The following is an 18,335-nucleotide window of genomic DNA, read 5'->3' on the forward strand; positions in this document are numbered from 1 at the left end:
TCATCGGCGGTACTCCTCGTGATCACGGTGATCTGGAGTCTCGCCCGTGCCGGATCGCCCGGCCATTGGTCAGGTGGGGGATCTTTTTCCGCCGCGCGGAGCGGATGATTTATTCGTCGTCGTGCGGAGCCCGGCCGTCGCGGGCCAGTCCGCGCTCGACCGCGCTGACCGCCAGCGCCGTCCGCGACGAGACGCGCAGCTTGCGCATTGCCGAGCCCACATGGCTGTTGACGGTCTGCCGTGACAGCACGAGCGCCTCGGCGATCTGCGGGTTGGTCTTCCCGTCGATGAGAAGCCGTACGACCTCGAGCTCACGCGGGGACAACCGGTCGCCGTAGCCGGGACGGCCCCGTCGCCGCCGCTCCCCGTTCCCGCTGGCGTCGTCCACGGTCGTCCGGCGCCCTTCCGGTTCCGCCGCGCCGTGCTCCCGCGGCCCGTACGTCGTCAGGCACTCGCGCAGCCGTTCGGCGTCGGCGGACGCACCCAGGTCGGACAGCCCCGCGGCGACCTCGGCGAGCGACGACAGCCCGGCGTCGCGCCGTCCCGCCGCGAGCAGGCAGCGGGCACGGCGTTCACGGGCCAGCAGCGCGTCGTACGGCCGAGGCAGCGCCTCCCAGGCGGCCGCGGCGCGGGTGAACGCCGTCGCGGCACGCTCCGGCGCGCCCTGCCCGGCTGCGAGGATTCCCTCACACAGCGCCAGAGCGGCCTGCGGCGCCGGCGCGTTCCGGCCGAGTACCCCGGCCTCGAAGGCGGCCACCAGCTCCGCCGCGTCCTCGGCCCGGCCCGCCGCGAGCAGCGCGTCGACGCGCGCCGGCGCCAGGTCGGTGGCCCACAGCCAGGCCTCCTTGAGCGCGACGACGCCGATCGGCTGGGCGGTCACCCGCAGGGCGTCCTCGACGCGACCGGCGGCCAGGTGGAGCCGCGCCAGGGCCGCGGCCGGTTCCACCACCGCGTGCACGGCGCCGAGCTCTCCCATCTGGGTCATGACTTCGGCCAGCGCGCACTCCGCCTCGGAGCGCCGGCCGTTCGCCGCCAGCATCAAGCCGGTGACCAGGGAGACCTCGAGCCGGTTCAGGGGCATGGCCTCGCCGGACGCCTCGTAGGCCGAGGTGCGGGCGGTCAGGCCGTCCCAGCGTCCGGTGAACCAGTCCAGGTGGAGCAGGTTGGCGCGGGCGACCTCGCCGTAGCGGGGGTAGCCGTGCTCCTCGGCGAGCGCCCAGGCGTTGTCCAGCCGGGCGCGGGCCTCCGCGTACCGTCCCCACCGCATCGCCAGGTCGCCCATGTTCATGTCGCGGAACGCGACGCTGCGCCGCTGCGCGGGCGTGGCGAACTCGTCCGGAACCGTCGCCGCGACCGCCCAGCCGTCGGGATCGTCGAGCAGCAACAGCCCGACGGCACGCTTCGTGGCGAGGTCCGGTCGTTCCGCCGCCGGCACCAGACTCGCGGCGTCCGCCGCGCGGCGCAGCCAGTCACGGTGCGCCCGGCCGGGACGGCTCGCGCCCAGCGGCCAGCCGAGGAGCGTCATCGCATGGGACAGCGCGACCGATCCCGGCCGGAGACCGGGGACCGCCAGTTCCAACTCGCGCTGTGCGTCGTCGTAGTCGTAGTTGGACGCGAGGAGCATGCCGAGCCGGTATCGCGTCGCCGCCTGCTCCCCGGCGTCGAGGGCGCCGGAGTCGAGTGCCGTCCGGAGCGCCGCCACGACGCCCCGCAGACGGGACCTCCCGGTCAGGGAGCCGGGCCGGATCTTGGCGGCCAGCGGCGCCATGGCGGCCGGCGGCAGGCCGGCGCTCGTCAGCAGGCCGTGCAGCAGCACCGAGGCGGCGACCCAGTCGCCCGCCTCGGTGGCGACGTCGGCGGCCCGCTCGGCGTAGCGGGCCCAGGAACCGGTGTCGTCGGCCTCCCGGAAGTGGTGGGCCAGCCGTACCACCGGTTGTGGTGTCATCCCTTCGAGTGCCCGGCCCGCCCGCAGGTGCATCGCCCGGCGCAGCGGCCGGGGCGTCGCCTCGTACACCGCGCGGCAGGCCAGCCCGTGCCGGAACGACACCAGCCCGCGCTCGTCGTCCCGCAACAGCCCGCAGTCCAGCGCCTCGGCCAGGCCGGCGGCGGAGTGGTCGGCGGTCAGTTCGCCCACCGCGGCCAGCGTCGCCTCGTTCGCGGGTTCGGCGAGGACCGCGGCCGCCCGCAGCATCGCCTGGGCGTCCTCGCCCAGCCGCCCGCTGCGTTCCACCACCGAGTCCCGCACCGTCGGCGGAACGTCGATGTCCGCCAGATGCCGGCGGATCCACCCGCCTCCGTACGGAGTCACGTCGGCGCGGTCGTGCATCAGCCGCACCGACTCCTCCACCGCCAGCGGCACGCCGTCGGTGTGCTGGTGCAGGAACGCGGCGAACTCCGCCGACATCCGCTCCCCGCCCAGCATCGAGGACACCAGGTTCGCCGTCTCCGCGACGTCCAGCGGATCGAGGGCCAGCCGCGCTCGCGTCGTACCCGGCGGCAGCCGCGACGACAGCCGCAGCAGCAGCGAACCGGCGGGCACGTCCTCGGGCCGGTAGGTCACCACCAGGCTCACCGGCTGCGGCCTACGCGAGGTGACGAACAGCAGGAACTCCAGCGTCGCGTCGTCGGCCCAGTGCACGTCCTCGACCACCAGCACCGCCACGTCCAGGCGGTCGAGCAACTCGACCAGCGCCCGGAACAGCCGGTGGCGGGCGGCCCGTGCGTCCTCGGCCGGCTCCGGCGCCGGAGGGAGGTCGGCGGCCCACTCCGGGAACAGCGGCCGCAACGCTCCCGCCAGGTCGCTCAGCCCCAGCCCCGCCACCCCGTCGGTGGCCTGGTGCACCGCGTCGACCACCGGACCCAGCGTGTACGGATCATGGAGCGGGGGACACTCGGCCGTCGGCATCAGCCGCACCGCCGACGCCGCACGGAACTCCCGCAGCAACCGGCTCTTGCCGATCCCCGCCTCGCCCTCCACCAGCACGACCGCCGGAGGGCTCGCCAGGGTCTCGGCCAGGACCGCCAGCTCGCGCCGCCGTCCCACGAAAGCGGGTGGTGCGACCATCGGGGCGTGATCGCTCCGGTCGCGCGGCACCGCTGCGGCCATATCCCGCCTCTCGCCGAACCGGCAGATCAGTGCATTCTGGTTGAATCTTGATCAAATCTCCATGCTTTTGGTGTGACCGAAAGTGTCCAGAGGTGCGGGACTGACGGCGGAGCCCGTGCCGGCCACGCGCTCGCCGACTCTGACGGTTCACCGCCACGGCCCCGGCCGAGAGCGGCGGCTACCACGCCCGGCGGGGCCGGCCGCGTGCTCGCCGACGATGAGGGTTCACGACCACGGCCCGGCCGAGAGCGGCGGCGACCGCGCCCGGACGGGTACCGCGGATACGGGCACCGCCAGGACAGGTCCTACGCGCCACGCGGAATGAGGCGGCCGACCGGGTGCGAACGCCGTCCCGGTGATGGTGCCGTCGCCGTACGCCTGGGGGCGTTGCGTGTTCGCTCAGGGTGGCGGTTCACCGCCGCGGCGCGGCTGGCGGCCGCGCCTGGCCCGGTACTGCGGATGCGGCCGTCGCGCTGCGTTGCCTGGGGGTGGTGGCCGGTCGCTGAAGCCGCCGTTCGGTGCGGACGCCATCCCGGCGACGGTGCCGTCACCGTACGCCCGGCGGGGCCGGCCGCCGGGGAGCGCCATCGGCACGAAGCGGTGGAGCCGCCTCCACGGACCGCGCCGCCGTCCGTGGGACCGGCGGTGTTCCGCGAGACTGATGGCGTGCGTTCCTTCGACCTCCCGGTGGCCGCCGCGCTGCCCGCCCTGCGCGACGCGCTCGACGACTCGGGCACCGCCGTGCTCGCCGCGCCGCCCGGCACCGGCAAGACCACGCTCGTGCCGCCGGCCCTCGCCGAGACCGGACGGCGGGTCATCGTGGCCGAACCGCGCCGGCTGGCCGCGCGGGCCGCCGCCCGCCGGATGGCCTGGATGCTCGGTGAGCCGGTCGGCGAGCGGATCGGATACGCCATCCGCGGGGAGCGGCGGCCCGGCAGCGCGGTCGAGGTGGTCACCACCGGCCTGCTGCTGCAACGACTCCAGCACGACCCCGACGTGCGCGCGGACGTCGTCATCCTCGACGAATGCCACGAACGCCACCTCGACGCCGACACGGCGCTGGCGTTCCTGCTCGACATACGTGCGGCGCTCCGGCCCGACCTGGGCCTGATCGCCGCGTCGGCCACGGCGGGCACCGCCGCGTGGGCGCGGCTGCTGGGCGGCGCACCGGTGGTGACGGCCGACGCGGCCGTGCATCCGGTGGAGACGATCTGGACGCCACCGCCCCGGCCCGTACGCCCGCCGCACGGGCTGTCGGTCGATCCCGCGTTGCTCGACCACGTCGCACGGACCGTACGCCGGGCGCTGGAGGAGGGGGACGGCGACGTGCTGTGCTTCCTGCCCGGCGTACGTGAGCTGGGGCGGGTGGCCGGCGCCCTCGGCGGTCTGGAGGTGCTCCAGCTGCACGGCCGCGCGCCCGCGGAGGTCCAGGAGGCGGCCCTTCGACCGCGCGAGGGCGGCGCCCGGCGGGTCGTGCTCGCCACCTCGGTCGCCGAGTCGTCCCTGACCGTGCCGGGCGTGCGCGCCGTGGTGGACTCCGGCCTGTCGCGCGAACCTCGCGTGGACCATGCGCGCGGCCTCGGCGCGCTGGCCACCGTACGTTCCTCGCGGGCGACGGCGGACCAGCGGGCCGGCCGTGCCGGGCGCGAGGCACCGGGCCGGGTGTACCGCTGCTGGTCCGCGGCCGAACACGACCGGCTGCCCGAACAGCCACGCCCCGAGATCGAACTGGCCGACCTGACCGGCTTCGCACTCCAGGCGGCGTGCTGGGGAGATCCGGACGCCGCCGGGCTGGCGCTGCTCGACCCGCCGCCGCCCGCCGCGCTGCGAGCGGCCCGCGCCACACTCCGTGCCATCGGCGCCGTGGACGATGCCGGGCGCGCGACCGAACGCGGACGTGAGATGGCGCGCGTCGGCGTCCACCCACGGCTGGCCCGCGCCCTCATCGACGGCGCCGCGCACGTGGGCGAACGCGCCGCCGAGATCGTGGCACTGCTGTCGGACGACCGCCGAACCGGCGACGACGACCTGGTCGCCCAGTGGCGCGCCCGGCGACACGACGGCTCCTTCCGCGACGAGGCACGCCGCCTACGACGCGCCCTGCCCCGCGACGCGGCAGCGTCAGATGGGGCGGTGGCGTCTGGAGGCGCGGTGGCGTCTCATACGGGGGCGTCCGGTAGCGCCGCGCCGTCGCGTGTGTCGGCGTCCGGCGGTGCCGAAGCGTCTCCTGGGCGGAGGCCGTCCGGTGGCGCGTCGGCGTCTGGTGGTGCTGGAACGTCAGGCGATGCGGCGACGTCCAGGGCGAAAGTGTCCGGTGACGCCGGGACGTCCGGGGGCGCCGCGGCGTCGCGTATGTCGGCACCCGGCGGTGCCGGGGCGTCTCGCGGGCAGGGAGCGTCTGGTGTTGCTGGGGCGTCTCGTGCGGGGCTATCCGGTGACGCCGGGACGTCCGGCGGTGCCGCGGCGTCGCGTATGTCGGCGTCCGGTGCGGCGGCGTCTCGCGAGCGGGGAGGGTCTGGTGCTGGTGCGTCTCGTGCGGGGGTGTCCGGTGACGCCGGGACCTCTGGGGGCGCCGCGGCGTCGCGTGTGTCGGCGTCCGGCGGTGCGGGGGCGTCCGGAGCGGCGGGACGCTCCGGCGGCGTGAGGGCTCCCGGGCCGGATGACGAGACGGCCGCCGGGATCGTGGTCGCGCTCGCCTTCCCCGAACGGGTGGCGCGGGCGCGGGACGGCGGCTACCTGATGGCGTCGGGGACGGCGGCCGTCCCCGAGCGCGGGTCGCGGCTGACCGGGTCCGGCTGGCTCGCCATCGCGGTCGCCGACCGGCCGGCGGGTGCTCCGTCGGCCCGCATCCGCCAGGCCGTACCGATCGATGAGGAGACCGCGCGGCTCGCCGTCGGGGCGTCCGTGGAGGAGGAGGTCGTCTGGCGCGACGGCGACGTGGTGGCCCGCCGGGTCGAGCGGCTCGGCGCCATCGAACTCGGCGCCGTACCCCTGGACGATCCCCGCCCCGAACTCGTCCGCGCCGCGCTGCGAGAGGGGCTGCGCCGCGAGGGGCTGGGCCTGCTGTCCTGGACACGTGACGCGGAGACGCTGCGCGCGCGGCTCGCCTTCTGCCATCGCGCGCTCGGCCCGCCCTGGCCCGCGATGGACGACGACGCCCTGCTCGCGTCGCTGGACCTGGCGTCCGCCGCCCGCGACCGCGCCGGCCTGCGGCGCCTCGACGTGGCGGCGGCACTGCGCGGCCTGCTGCCGTGGGAGTGCGCGGCGCGCCTCGACGACGTCGCGCCGGAACGCGTCACCGTGCCCAGCGGCTCGCGAATCCGAATCGACTACACGGGCGAACGGCCGGTGCTCGCGGCCAAGCTGCAGGAGCTGTTCGGCTGGCAGGAGGCCCCACGCGTCGCCGGGGTACCGCTCGTCGTACACCTGCTGTCACCGGCCGGCCGCCCCGCCGCGGTCACCGCGGACCTGGCCTCCTTCTGGCGCGAGGGCTACCGGAGCGTACGAGCGGAGCTACGCGGACGCTATCCACGCCATCCGTGGCCGGAGGACCCGGCCACCGCGGAGCCGACCCGCCGCACCAACACCCGCCGCCGAGGCTGAGAGACCGAAGGAAGTAGTCTCAATCAGCCTGTGCACAGGCTAAATATGAAAGAAGGCCCGCCCGGTTTCCCAGGAGGGGCCTTCTTTCGTTTTTGGGAAACGATCCCGGCATCCGCCGAGTCTCCGGATCGAACGAGACAACGACCTCTCGTACCGGCCGGCACGGCGGATCGTCCTGGCATCCGCGAACGGCCCCGATGATGTCGTGGCCGTGTGGGATCCGTTCGGACATGTGGTCGCGGTGCGCTTCCGCGACCGTTGCCAGCTCCGTTACCAGCCCTTGTCTCCGAGCTCTTGAAGGATTCTCACCAGCTCATCGTTCGCCATTGCTCACCCTTCTTTGTTGCTCTGCCTACCTGGAGATGATAAACACGCCACGCCGTTTCGGCGGGTTATTCAAGAATAATTCAAGTGAATCGCTGTATTCATTCGTGGGTAGAGGCGGCATGACCGAAGGGAGTCGTCATGGCCACGGGCTTCACGCCTGGGGAGGAACGCTGGCGTGGTCGGCTGGGAACGCTGCGCCAGGTCGTCCGGCAGGAACTGATGGCGAGGCAGCTCGCCGCGCACCTTCCCGGCGGCCCGGCCCTTCGGGTGCTCGACGTGGGGTGCGGGCAGGGCACTCAGCTCCTGCGGCTCGCCCGCCTCGGCCACCACGTGACCGGCGTGGACGCCTCCGCGGCGCTCCTCGCCGACCTGACGGCCGCGATCGAGGAGGAGCCCGCCGAGGTACGGGAGCGGGCGCGGATCGTGCACGGCGACGTCGCCGAACTCGCGGACCTGGTCCCCGACGCGGGTTTCGACGCGGTGTTGTGCCACGGCGTCCTCATGTACTTCGAGGACCCGGGCCCTCCGCTGGCCGCCCTCGCCCGTACGGTCGTCCCCGGGGGACTGGTCTCCCTGCTGGTACGGAACGGCGACGCGCTCGCGATGCGCCCCGGCCTCCAGGGCGACTGGGAGACGGCGGAAGCGGCCTTCGACCGGATGTCCTACGGCAACCGCATCGGGGTCATCGCCCGCGCCGACCGGCTCGCCGACCTGACCGCGGCGCTGGCCGAACGCGGTCTGGCGGTGCGGGCGTGGTACGGCGTGCGGGTGTTCACCGACCTCGCTTCCTCCGACGCTCCGCCTCCGGAGGGTGCGGAGCTCGACACGCTCCTCGCGTGCGAGGAACGCGCCGGGCGTACCGACCCGTATCGCCGTGTCGCCGCCCTCACCCACGTGATCGCCGCCCCGGCCTGACCGTGGGGCGGCGCGGGCGGTGATCGCCGACCGGCGGCTTCACGCCAGACGCCGCAGCGGGCCACGCGGCCGGCGCGGGGGTGCCCGTCGGGGAGTCCGCCGCTCGGCGAACGCTGTTGGTCGGTGCCGACCGTCGGCGCGGTGGGCAGTGGCGTCAGAGCAGCTGTTCGGCCTCGGCGAGGATCTCCACCACGCGGAGGCCGAAGCGTACGTCGCATGCGTGTGCGCGGCCCGTGCGTGCCGACTCGAGCAGTGCGTCGATCGCGCGGCCCAGCGCGGTCACCGAGGTCTCCTCGTTCTTCGGGAGCGAGACGACGCCGGACTCGCCGCGGAACTCCGCGCCGTTGCCCGCGGCGGGGCGCGGGGCCGTCAGGCTGAGCGTCGCCGTGCTCGACGCGCCGCTCGCGTGCCGCAGGACCAGATTGACCGTGTCGCCGGCGCCGGGGACGGCCGCCGCGACCTTCTCGACGTCGCCGAGTATCGGCAGCAGCACCGACAGGGCGTGCGGGCCGACGTCCCACAGCCCGCCCTTCTGCCGCCGCCACGGTGAGTTCGCGAACGGGCTGTCGCCGCTGTCCAGCGCGCCCAGCCAGTCCGCGTGACCGGTGAACCAGCCACCGCGTTCCGCCTGCTCGTCGATCCATCTGGCCGGCTCGCCGGTGAAGCGCGTGGTGAAGAAGACGACCGACGCGACGCCCGACTCGGTGGCCGCGTCCACGACGGCCCGCGCGTCCGCGACGTCCACGGCGAGCGGCTTGTCCAGCAGCAGGTGGCGTCCGGCCCGTGCGGCGCGCGCGGCCAGCGGCGCCTGGACGGCCGGGGGAAGCGCGATCGCGATCGCCTCGGAGTCGGCGATCAGAGCGTCCGCGTCCGCGTACGGGCGGCCGCCGAAGGTCTCGGCGATCGCGGCCGCCGCCTCCGGCCGGCGCCCCCAGGTTCCGATGAACTCGACCTCGGGGTGGTCGCGGAGCGCGGGCCCGTACGCGATCTCCGCCCATGGTCCGGTCCCCAGCAGCCCGATGCGCACGTCGCCGCCCTCTGTCGGAGTGATGGTCGCCGACCAGCATGATCGATGCGCAACGAAGCCGTCAAACCCGGACATCTAGCCCGGAACCACTACCGAACGGAGCCCGCGGTGAGGCCCGCCATGAGGAGATCTAGCAGCCGCCCGGCGAGGTCGCGCTGGTCCTGGTCGCCCGCGATGAGCGCGATGCCGCCGAGTGCCATGACGACGTCGGCCGGGTCGAGGCCGTCGCGTACCGTCCCCTGCTCCTCGCTCTCGCGCAGCAGCAGCCCCAGAGCGTCGATCAGCATGCCGCGCGTCTTCAGTCGCAGGTCGTCGTCGTTGGTCAGTACGGCGCGCAGTGACTCGGCCATGCCGCGCTTGGTCGCCAGGTAGCCGAGGAACCGCTCCATCCACACGCGCAGGGCGTCGACCGCGGGCATGTGCCGCAGGAGGTCGCCGGCGGAGGCGCAGAGCCGAGCCGACTCGCTGCGGTACGTGGCCTCGACGAGGATCTCCCGCGTCGGAAAGCGCCGGTAGAGCGTCCCGATGCCGACGCCCGCCTCCTTGGCGATCGCCTTCAGCGACGCATCGGCCCCGTCCTCGGCGAACGCCTTGGCCGCGACCTCCAGGAGGCGGTCGTGATTGGCCTGGGCGTCGGCGCGCAGCGACCGTCCCGCACCGTCGGATGAAGCCACGAAGCGTCCCCTCCATGTCGAACGACTTGCCATCCGGAGCCGACTCCGCTTAGTCTCGCCTGTGTAAGCGGACCCGGCTCCGCTTAACAGCATAGCGATCGCGAGGAGCGGAGCGACATGACAAGTACGCGGATCACCACGGGCTTCGGCGCCGAATCGACGGCCTCCGACGTCATCGAGGGTGTGGACCTGACCGGCCGCCGAGCCGTCGTGACCGGCGCCTCCTCGGGTATCGGCGTCGAGACCGCCCGCGCCCTGGCCGCCGCGAACGCCGAAGTCACCCTGGCCGTCCGTGACGTCGAGGCGGGCGAGAAGGTCGCGGCCGAAATCACCGGGAACGGCGGCGTGCTCGTCGCGCCCCTCGACCTCGCCGACCAGGGATCGGTCGGCGCGTTCGTGGCCGGCTGGCACGGGCCGCTGCACATCCTCGTCAACAACGCCGGCGTCATGGCCACCCCCGAGACCCGCACGTCCGAGGGCTGGGAGCTGCAGTTCGCCACCAACCACCTCGGCCACTTCGCCCTCGCCACCGGCCTGCACGACGCACTTCGTACGGCCGGCGGGGCGCGCGTCGTCGTGGTCGGCTCCGTGGGCCATGTCAACGGCGAGGTCCGCTTCGACGACATCCACTTCACGCACCGCCCCTACGACCCGTGGGCCGCCTACTCCCAGTCCAAGACGGCGAACGTCCTCTTCGCCGTGGAGGCCGCCAAGCGGTGGGCCGGCGACGGCGTCGCCGTGAACGCGCTCAACCCCGGCCGGATCTGGAGCACCGGCCTGTCCCGGCACATGCCCCCCGCGCCGGCGTCGTTCGACCCGGGCGCCGCCACCGGCGTCTCGGTCAAGAACGTCGAACAGGGCGCGGCGACGTCCGTCCTGCTCGCCGCGTCGCCGCTCGTCCAGGGTGTCGCCGGCAGGTACTTCGAGGACTGCCAGGAGGCCGTGCCCTTCACGCCGGGCGTACGCCGCGGCGTGGCGGACCACGCCCTCGACCCGCGAAAGGCGGAACGCCTCTGGAAGGTCTCGGTCGACCTGCTCGCCGCCGCGCACCGGTCCTCCTGAGAGGTCGGCCACTGCAATTCCGGGGAAAAGGCGAATGCGCGCGAGCGGATTCTGCTCTCATGGCGGAATGGCAGAATCACCGGACGCGCGTTATGTCGCAATAAACCAGGATGAACGCTTTATAGTTCTGAGGCGGCGAATGGGGCGAGCTGTGCTGGTCGTCAGTGCTCTGTTCTTCGCGTGGTATCTCCTTTTCGTCGTCGCGTGCGTCTTCGCCCGCGGCCTGATGGGCCACCGCCTGGCCGGGCACGTCAACGTCGCCCTGGTGTTCGGGATCCTCCAGTTCGCGGCCACGTTCGTGCTGGCCCGGCGCTACTCCCGCCACTCCCGCGAGACGCTCGACCCGTCGGCGGCGCAGGTCGTCGCCGACGCGACGGCCCCGGAGCGCACCGGGCGGAGGAGGTGACGACGGACGCCGTCTCCGGCGACGCGCGCCTGCTCACCTTCGTGCTCTTCGCCGGGTTCGTCTGCGTCACGCTCGGCATCACACTCTGGGCGCGTTCGCACACCGGCGGCGCCGCCGACTTCTACGCGGGCGGTCGTGCGTTCTCGGCGCGGCAGAACGGCTTCGCGCTCGCCGGCGACTATATGTCGGCGGCCTCATTTCTCGGCATTTCCGGGATGATCGCGCTGTCCGGCTTTGACGGTTTCATCTATTCGGTCGGTTCGCTCGTGGCCTGGGTTCCGGTGCTCCTGCTGGCCGGGCCGCTGCGCAACGCCGGACGGTTCACCCTCGCCGACGTGCCCGCGTCCCGCGCGCGGCGGCCGGGGCCGGTGCGCGTCGCGGGAGCCGTCTCCACGGTCACGGTGTCGGTGTTCTACCTCGTCGCCCAGATGGTCGGCGCCGGAGCGCTGGTCGCGCTGCTGCTCGGCGTCCGGCCGGGCACGACCTTCCTCGGCGTGTCCGCCGGAACGGCGGAGACGCTGACGATCACGGTCGTCGGCGCGCTCATGGTCCTCTACGTCGGGTTCGGCGGGATGAAGGGCACGACCTGGGTGCAGATCGTCAAGACCGTGCTGCTGATGACGGCCGGCGTCGCGCTGACCGGCCTCGTCCTCGGGCGCTTCGGCTTCGACGTGAGCGGCCTGCTCGGGGCGGCGGGACGGGAGAGCGGTCACGGCGACGCCTTCCTGGGGCCGAGCCTGCGGCTGGGGCGCCCGGCCGGCGACCTGGACCTCATCAGCCTCGCCCTGGCGCTCGGGCTCGGCCCCGCCGGCCTCCCGCACATTGCCGGCCGCGTCTTCACGGTGCCGGACGCCCCGACCGCCCGGGCGTCGGTGAACTGGGCGATCGGGCTCATCGGCGCCTTCTTCCTGATGACCCCGATCCTCGGCTTCGGCGCCGCCGCGCTGGTCGGCCGGCGCGAGATCGCCACCCAGGACCCGGCCGGCAACGCGGCCGTGCCCCAGCTCGCCGGCGCGCTGGGGCGGCATCTCGCCGGGCCGGCCGGCGGCGACGTGCTGCTCGCCTTCGTCGCCGCCGTGGCCTGCGCGACCATCCTGGCCGTGGTCGCGGGCCTGATGATGGCCGCCTCGACCTCGCTGGCGCACGACCTGTTCGGGCACGTGCTGATGCTCGGCCGGCCACGGGAGCGTCAGGAGATCGCCGTCGCGCGGGTCGCCGCCGTGCTCGTCGGCGCGACCGCCGTCGCGCTGGCGGTCTTCGCGCGGCACCTCAACGTGGCGTTCCTCGTCGGCCTGGCGTTCGCCGTGGCCGCCTCGGCACACCTGCCCGCCATCGTCCTGAGCCTGTGCTGGCGGCGTTTCAACGGCGGCGGCGCGGTGGCCGGCATCTACGGCGGCCTGCTGACCGCCGTGCTGCTCGTGGTCTTCTCACCCGTGGTCTCCGGCGGCGTCGACCCGGTCACAGGCGCGCACCGGTCCCTGTTGCCGGCCGGCGTCGACTTCTCGTGGTTCCCGTTGGAGAACCCGGCGCTGGTCTCGATCCCGGCCGGCTTCCTGTGCGCGATCGCCGGGACGTACCTGAGCCGGGAGAAGCCCGATCCGGCCCGCTTCGCCGCCCTCTCCGCCCGCGCCGTCACGGGGGCCGGCGCGTCTTAGACAACCCAACGGTTGTGCAATCGATCGGTTGTGAGTACGGTCGGCGCATGACAGTCGTGGAAGACGATCTGAGCCTGGTGTTCTCGGCCCTGGCCGATCCCACCCGGCGTGCGATCCTGGAGCGCCTCGCGCGCGGCGACGCGACGGTGAACCAGCTCGCCGAACCCTTCGCGATGACGCAGCAGGCGGTCTCCAAGCACCTGAAGGTGCTCGAACGGGCCCGGCTCATCTCCCGGACCCGTACCGGCCAGTCCCGGCCCTGTGTCCTGGAGCCCGTCCGTCTCGACGCGGCCGTCGGCTGGATCGAAGACCATCGGCGGGTCTGGGCCGACCGCCACGACCGCCTCGACGCGCACCTCGCGGCCCTGCGCGCCGCACGGGACGAGGGTGAGGGGACAGGACGATGACCGAGACGGGGGAGCTCACCTTCCGGCGCGTGCACCGGGCGTCGCCGGAGCTGTTGTTCGACTGCATGACCACGCCGGAACACCTGGCCCACTTCTGGGGCCCGGCCGGCACGACCACCCCGGTCGAGAACATCGTCATCGACCTGCGTCCGGGTGGCGCCTTCGAGACCACCATGGTGAGCGACGCCGACGGCGGCACGTACACCATGCGAGCCGTGTACACGGAGGTCAACCGGCCGCACCGCCTCGGGTGGATCGAGTCGGACGTCGAGGGCGGCATGCACACCACGATCACCTTCACCGACCTCGGTGACGGGCGCACCGAGGTCGTCACCCACCAGACGAACGTCCCCGAGGCGTACCGCAGCGCAGAGGCGCAGGCCGGCTTCGCCACCAGCCTCGACCGCTTCGACGCCTACCTGGCCGGTCTCGACGACTGAGGAGCACGCCATGCCGAAAGTGACGTCCGCCGACGGCACCACGATCGCCTACGAGCGCGACGGCAGCGGACCGCCGCTCATCCTCGTGGACGGGGCCATGTGCCACCGGGGCGGGGGACCGATGCGGCCGCTCGCCGCCCGGCTGCGACACGCGTTCACCGTCTACGCGTACGACCGCCGCGGCCGGGGCGAGAGCACGGACACCCCGCCGTACGCGGTGGCGCGGGAGGTCGAGGACCTGCGCGCGCTGATCGTGGAGGCCGGCGGTGCGGCTCATGTCTACGCGATCTCCTCCGGCGCCGCCCTCGCGCTCGCGGCGGCGGCGTCCGGGCCGGGCATCGTCCGGCTGGCGCTGTACGAGCCGCCCTTCACGTCCGAGGCCGACGTCGAGGGCGGGGCGCGGCGGCGCGAGTACACCGGGCGGCTCACCGAGCTGCTCGCCGCCGGCCGTAGGGGCGACGCGGTGGCCCTGTTCATGACGAACGTGGGCGTCCCGCCGTACGCGGTGGAGGGCATGCGCGCGCAGCCGGGCTGGTCCGCGCTGGAGGCGATCGCCCCGACGCTCGCCTACGACGACGCGCTGCTCGGAGACGGCCGGGTGCCCCGGAGCCTGGCCTCGGCGGTGACCGTGCCGACTCTGGTCCTCTCCGGCGGAGCGAGCCCGGAGGTCCTCCGGCACGCGGCGAAGGCCACCGCGGACGCGATCCCGCAGGCCGGGCACCGGACGCTGGACGGCCAGACCCACGACGTGTCCCCGGACGCCCTCGCCCCCGCGCTGACGGACTTCTTCGGCGCCTGAGCCACCGAGCCCGCGCGGCTTCTAGGCTGTACGCCGGAACGGCGCCCGGAGGTAGCGATGATCGAACGCCTGTACGGCCCCGCCAGGGGATGGGTCGTGGCGAGCTGGGCCTGTAGCGCGGTCTTCTTCGTCCTCCTCGCGTACGACGTGTTCTCCGGCCGGTTGCTCGCGCCGCCCCGGTGGCTCATCGCCGCCATGGCGGTGACTCTGATCGCCGGCGCCGGCACGCAGTCCGTGGCCCTCCGCCGCGAGCGCCGGCGCCGCTCCCGCACGTCGTAACGGTGATCTCTCAGGAGAGCAGGCCGCGTTTGTACGCCTCGCCGACGGCGGCGGCGCGGTCGCGGACGCCGAGTTTCTCGTAGATGTGCAGCAGGTGCGTCTTGATGGTCGCCTCGCTGACGAACAGGCGCTTGGCCGCCTCGCGGTTCGTGGTGCCGTCGGCGATGAGGGCGAGCACCTCGCGCTCGCGCTTGCTCAGCGCGCCGTCGGACGGCCGCCGGACCCGCCCCATCAGGCGGCCCGCGACCGCCGGCGACAGCACCGACTCGCCCCGGTGGGCGGAGCGGACCGCGCGCAGCAGTTCCTCGCGCGGCGCGTCCTTGAGCAGGTAGCCCGTCGCTCCCGCCTCGATGGCGGGTAGGACGTCGCTGTCGGTGTCGAACGTGGTCAGCACCAGCACGCGTACGTCGGGGACCGTCTCACGCAGCCGCTCGATCGCCGCCACGCCGCCCATGCCGGGCATGCGCAGGTCCATGAGCACGACGTCGGCGTCGCCGGCCCGGCGCACCGCCTCCGCGCCGTCGGCCGCCTCGGCCACCACCTCCAGGTCGGGCTCGGCGGCGAAGACGCCGCGCAGGCCGTCGCGGACGATCGGGTGGTCGTCGACGATGAGTAGACGGATCATGCTCCTCCTCCGGCGGGAAGGGCGGGGACGCTCGCGTTCACCGCGGTCCCCTCCCCGGGACTGCTCTCGACGGCCAGGTTCCCCGCGACGCGCAGCAGCCGCTGCCGCATCGACGACAGACCGAACCCGCCTCCCGCGTCGCCGGGCTCGAAGCCGACGCCGTCGTCGCGTACGTCGAGCAGCACGACGTCGTCCATGTACGACAGCGTGAGCCCGACCCGGGTGGCCTTGGCGTGCTTGGCGACGTTGGTCAGGGCCTCCTGCGCGACGCGGAACAGCGCGACCTCCACGTCCGCGAGCATCGGCCGCGGCTCGCCGGTGGTCTCGACCCCGACCGCGACGCCGGTGGTCTGCGACCAGCGTTCGCTCATGCCGGTGATCGCCTCGGGCAGGTGCGCCTGCTCCAGCCGTTCGGGCCGCAGCGCCGCCACGGACCGGCGGGCCTCGGAGAGGTTCTCCCGCGCCAGGGCCTGGGCCTGATCGGCGAAACGCCGCCACTGGTCCGGGTTCTGCCGCGCGGCCTCGATCTGGGCGATGATCCCGGTGAACCCCTGCGCGAGGGTGTCGTGGATCTCCCGCGCCATCCGGGCGCGCTCGTCCAGGACGCCGGCCTCGCGCGCCTGGAGCAGCAACTGGGCGTGCAGCCCGGCGTTCTCGGCGAGGGCGGCCTCCAACTGGGCGTTGGCCTCGGCGAGGTCGTCGAGCATCTCCCGCTGCCGGTCGTGCTGGCGGCCGAGCATCGTGTTCACGAACAGGAATCCGCCGCCGAGACCGACGTTCGCCGCCGTGAAGATGAGGAAGAGGGCGACCGTGGACCCGTCGATGTGCTGGAACCCGCCGACGTAGGTGCTGGAGACGATCGCCGCCGTGGCGACCACGCCGGCCCACCGCGCGCGGGCCGGCAGGGCCGGCACCTGGAGGTAGCCGCTCCAGGCGAAGAACCCGTAGAGCGGGTTCAGATAGACGAGCGCGGCGGACAGGAGCGTGAACACCGCGAAGTGCACGGCCCTCGCGCTCGGCCGCCGGGTCCACGCGGGGCCGTGGCCGTTCATCAGGAGCAGCCAGACCTCGGCGACCAGCGTGAGGCCGAGCGCGGTGAGCAGGCGCGGTAGCGGGCTGGACCGCGAGAAGAGCAGCAGCATGACCGAGACCGCGAGCGCGCAGTGCGGAATGACGCGAAGCATGAGGGCCTCGCGTCGTTCCCATCCGCCGAGCGGCAGCGGCACGGTCATTCCCACCTGAAGAGCTTGGTCGCGGCGAACCCGGCGACGACGGCGTACGCCGCCATTATGGCCAACTGGGCGACCCGCGGTTCCGTCCCCATCCAGGCGTCCCGCATCGTCTTGAGGGTCGCGCCGAGCGGTGAGTAGTCGCCGATGTCCCGCAGCACCGCCGGCATCGCCTCGCGGGGGATGTAGACGCCGCCGAGGAACAGGTTCGGGAAGAAGAGGATCATGCCGATTCCCTGGCCGGCCCTACCGCTGGGCGCCACGGCCGCGACCAGCAGCCCGATCGCGAACAGGGCCGCGATCCCGAGCAGCAGTGCGGCGAGGAAGGCGGGGAGGGCCTTGGGCACCGGAGTGCCGAACAGCACGTTCCCGACCGCGATGAGGACCGCCACGGTGAACAGGGCCGCCGCCGCGTACAGGACGATCTGGGCGGCGAGCAGGTAGACGGGGCGTACGGGCGTGGTGGCCAGGCGGCGCAGCACGCCCTTCTCGCGGTAGCCGGCCAGCGCGGTGGGCAGCACGTTCAGCCCGAGGATGGCGAGGCAGATGCCCGCGCCGATCGCGGCGATGTACGCGGCGCTGGTCTGCCCGCCCAGGTGGGCGTCCGGGTGCCGGCTGCCGGGCTGGAAGCCGAAGCCGAGCAGCAACCCCAGCGGCAGCACCAGCACGAACAGCGGCACGACGACTTCGCGGAGGGTGAGCTTGAGCTCCATGAGGGTGATCCGGGCGAACATCTCAGGCCTCCTGGGTGATGCGACGACCGGTGAGGGCGACGAAGGCGTCGTCGAGACTGGTCTGCTCGACCCGGAGGTCGGCGGCGATGATGTCGTTGCGGGCGAGCATGGAGGTGACCGCCTGGAGCAGGGCGCCCGTGCCGGTCACCGTGAGGTGGTCGCCGGACCGCACCACGGTGTGCACCTCGGGCAGTTCCCTGAGCATCCGGTCGTCCAGCGCCGGCGAGGGCCGGAACCGGATGCGCTGCTCGGGATCGACGCGTGACACGAGCCCGGCGGGCGTGTCGATCGCCACGACCCGGCCCGAGTCGATCACCGCGATGCGGTCGCAGAGCCGCTCGGCCTCCTCCATGAAGTGCGTGACCAGCAGGATCGTGACGCCCCGATCCCGTACCTGCTCGATGAGCTGCCAGGTGTCCCGGCGAGCCTGCGGGTCGAGCCCGGTGGTCAGCTCGTCCAGCACCGCGATCTCGGGGCTGCCCGCCAGTGCCAGCGCGATCGACACGCGCTGCTTCTGGCCGCCGGACAGCTTGCCGAACCGGGTGTCACGCTTGTCGGCGAGGCCGAGCTCGTCGATGAGCCGCGCCCCGTCGGCGGGCCGGCGGTAGAAGGAGCCGTACAGCGCGACGGCCTCGGCGACCTTCATCTTCTCCGGCAGCTCGCTCTCCTGGAGCTGCACGCCGACCCGCTGGGTGAGCTCGGCGCGGTCGCGCCGCGGATCCAGCCCGAGCACCGAGACGCGGCCCCGGTCGGGGGCGCGCAGTCCCTCCACGCATTCGACGGTGGTGGTCTTGCCGGCGCCGTTGGGGCCGAGGATCCCGAAGATCTCGCCCCTCTCGACGCTGAACGAGACGTCGTCGACGGCGACGGTGTCGCCGTAGCGTTTGTGCAGGTTGGTGACTTCGATGACCGGCATGACCGTGCTCCTCGGGTGTCCTGGGTACGGTCATGAGCATCGCCCGCGGGGACACAGCGCCGGATCGACCACCAGGGTGCGCTCCGGTTGGATCCGGGCATCAACCGATCGGTCGATGCCGCCGCCGCACG

General features: G+C 73.5%; 16 protein-coding genes. 9 read left to right on the top strand and 7 right to left on the bottom strand.

Annotation, left to right across the window (positions count from 1 at the left end; all coding sequences use genetic code 11):
- Positions 1-109 precede the first annotated feature (109 nt).
- On the bottom strand, positions 110-3,064 hold the full coding sequence (locus tag ACQEV1_RS21425; RefSeq protein ID WP_433395517.1) for a helix-turn-helix transcriptional regulator: 2,955 nt from the start codon (positions 3,062-3,064) through the stop codon (positions 110-112).
- A 708-nt stretch (positions 3,065-3,772) separates the two neighbouring features.
- On the opposite strand from ACQEV1_RS21425, the gene ACQEV1_RS21430 reads away from it, so the two are divergent.
- Together ACQEV1_RS21430 and ACQEV1_RS21435 are read left to right on the top strand one after the other, a co-directional pair.
- A complete protein-coding gene (locus ACQEV1_RS21430) occupies positions 3,773-6,709 on the top strand; it encodes an ATP-dependent helicase C-terminal domain-containing protein (protein ID WP_433395519.1) in 2,937 nt (978 codons plus the stop codon).
- 465 nt (positions 6,710-7,174) lie between these two features.
- Positions 7,175-7,951 carry a class I SAM-dependent methyltransferase gene (locus tag ACQEV1_RS21435; protein ID WP_433395521.1) on the top strand — a complete coding sequence of 259 codons (777 nt, stop codon included), beginning with the start codon at positions 7,175-7,177 and terminating at the stop codon, positions 7,949-7,951.
- A gap of 154 nt (positions 7,952-8,105) precedes the next feature.
- Here the strand turns inward: ACQEV1_RS21435 and ACQEV1_RS21440 are convergent, their stop codons facing one another.
- Positions 8,106-8,978, bottom strand: a complete 873-nt coding sequence (locus ACQEV1_RS21440) for a Gfo/Idh/MocA family protein (protein WP_285619854.1) — start codon at positions 8,976-8,978, stop codon at positions 8,106-8,108.
- 89 nt (positions 8,979-9,067) lie between these two features.
- Entirely contained in the window at positions 9,068-9,652 is a 585-nt protein-coding gene (locus ACQEV1_RS21445; protein WP_433395524.1) for a TetR/AcrR family transcriptional regulator, read from the bottom strand.
- A gap of 117 nt (positions 9,653-9,769) precedes the next feature.
- On the opposite strand from ACQEV1_RS21445, the gene ACQEV1_RS21450 reads away from it, so the two are divergent.
- The 7 genes from ACQEV1_RS21450 to ACQEV1_RS21480 all read left to right on the top strand — a co-directional run bounded on the left by ACQEV1_RS21450 (position 9,770) and on the right by ACQEV1_RS21480 (position 14,700).
- Positions 9,770-10,714, top strand: a complete 945-nt coding sequence (locus ACQEV1_RS21450) for an SDR family NAD(P)-dependent oxidoreductase (protein WP_433395526.1) — start codon at positions 9,770-9,772, stop codon at positions 10,712-10,714.
- Between the two features lie 139 nt (positions 10,715-10,853).
- Positions 10,854-11,120 (top strand): DUF485 domain-containing protein, encoded by a 267-nt coding sequence (locus tag ACQEV1_RS21455; protein ID WP_433395527.1) that lies wholly within the window; start codon positions 10,854-10,856, stop codon positions 11,118-11,120.
- Positions 11,117-12,775: a solute symporter family protein gene (locus tag ACQEV1_RS21460; RefSeq protein ID WP_433395529.1), complete on the top strand. Its 1,659-nt coding sequence runs from the start codon at positions 11,117-11,119 to the stop codon at positions 12,773-12,775. The genes ACQEV1_RS21455 and ACQEV1_RS21460 overlap by 4 nt, the downstream gene beginning before the upstream one ends.
- Before the next feature lie 47 nt (positions 12,776-12,822).
- Positions 12,823-13,182, top strand: a complete 360-nt coding sequence (locus ACQEV1_RS21465; RefSeq protein WP_433395531.1) for an ArsR/SmtB family transcription factor — start codon at positions 12,823-12,825, stop codon at positions 13,180-13,182.
- On the top strand, positions 13,179-13,622 hold the full coding sequence (locus tag ACQEV1_RS21470; RefSeq protein WP_433395533.1) for an SRPBCC family protein: 444 nt from the start codon (positions 13,179-13,181) through the stop codon (positions 13,620-13,622). The genes ACQEV1_RS21465 and ACQEV1_RS21470 overlap by 4 nt, the downstream gene beginning before the upstream one ends.
- A 10-nt stretch (positions 13,623-13,632) precedes the next feature.
- On the top strand, positions 13,633-14,421 hold the full coding sequence (locus ACQEV1_RS21475; protein WP_433395535.1) for an alpha/beta fold hydrolase: 789 nt from the start codon (positions 13,633-13,635) through the stop codon (positions 14,419-14,421).
- A gap of 57 nt (positions 14,422-14,478) precedes the next feature.
- Positions 14,479-14,700: a hypothetical protein gene (locus tag ACQEV1_RS21480; protein ID WP_285619841.1), complete on the top strand. Its 222-nt coding sequence runs from the start codon at positions 14,479-14,481 to the stop codon at positions 14,698-14,700.
- A 10-nt stretch (positions 14,701-14,710) separates the two neighbouring features.
- Here ACQEV1_RS21480 and ACQEV1_RS21485 read toward each other — a convergent pair whose 3' ends face one another.
- The 4 genes from ACQEV1_RS21485 to ACQEV1_RS21500 are packed head-to-tail and all read right to left on the bottom strand — an operon-like array spanning position 14,711 to position 18,204.
- Positions 14,711-15,325, bottom strand: coding sequence for a response regulator (locus ACQEV1_RS21485; protein ID WP_285619839.1), 615 nt, complete (start codon positions 15,323-15,325; stop codon positions 14,711-14,713).
- On the bottom strand, positions 15,322-16,557 hold the full coding sequence (locus ACQEV1_RS21490; RefSeq protein ID WP_433405943.1) for a sensor histidine kinase: 1,236 nt from the start codon (positions 16,555-16,557) through the stop codon (positions 15,322-15,324). Before ACQEV1_RS21490 ends, ACQEV1_RS21485 begins: the two co-directional genes overlap by 4 nt.
- Positions 16,554-17,288, bottom strand: a complete 735-nt coding sequence (locus tag ACQEV1_RS21495) for an ABC transporter permease (RefSeq protein WP_285619837.1) — start codon at positions 17,286-17,288, stop codon at positions 16,554-16,556. Before ACQEV1_RS21495 ends, ACQEV1_RS21490 begins: the two co-directional genes overlap by 4 nt.
- 1 nt (position 17,289) lies before the next feature.
- On the bottom strand, positions 17,290-18,204 hold the full coding sequence (locus tag ACQEV1_RS21500) for an ABC transporter ATP-binding protein (RefSeq protein WP_433395538.1): 915 nt from the start codon (positions 18,202-18,204) through the stop codon (positions 17,290-17,292).
- Between the last annotated feature and the right edge of the window lie 131 nt (positions 18,205-18,335).

This window comes from Actinoallomurus sp. CA-142502 (assembly GCF_050936355.1).
GTDB lineage: Bacteria > Actinomycetota > Actinomycetes > Streptosporangiales > Streptosporangiaceae > Actinoallomurus > Actinoallomurus iriomotensis.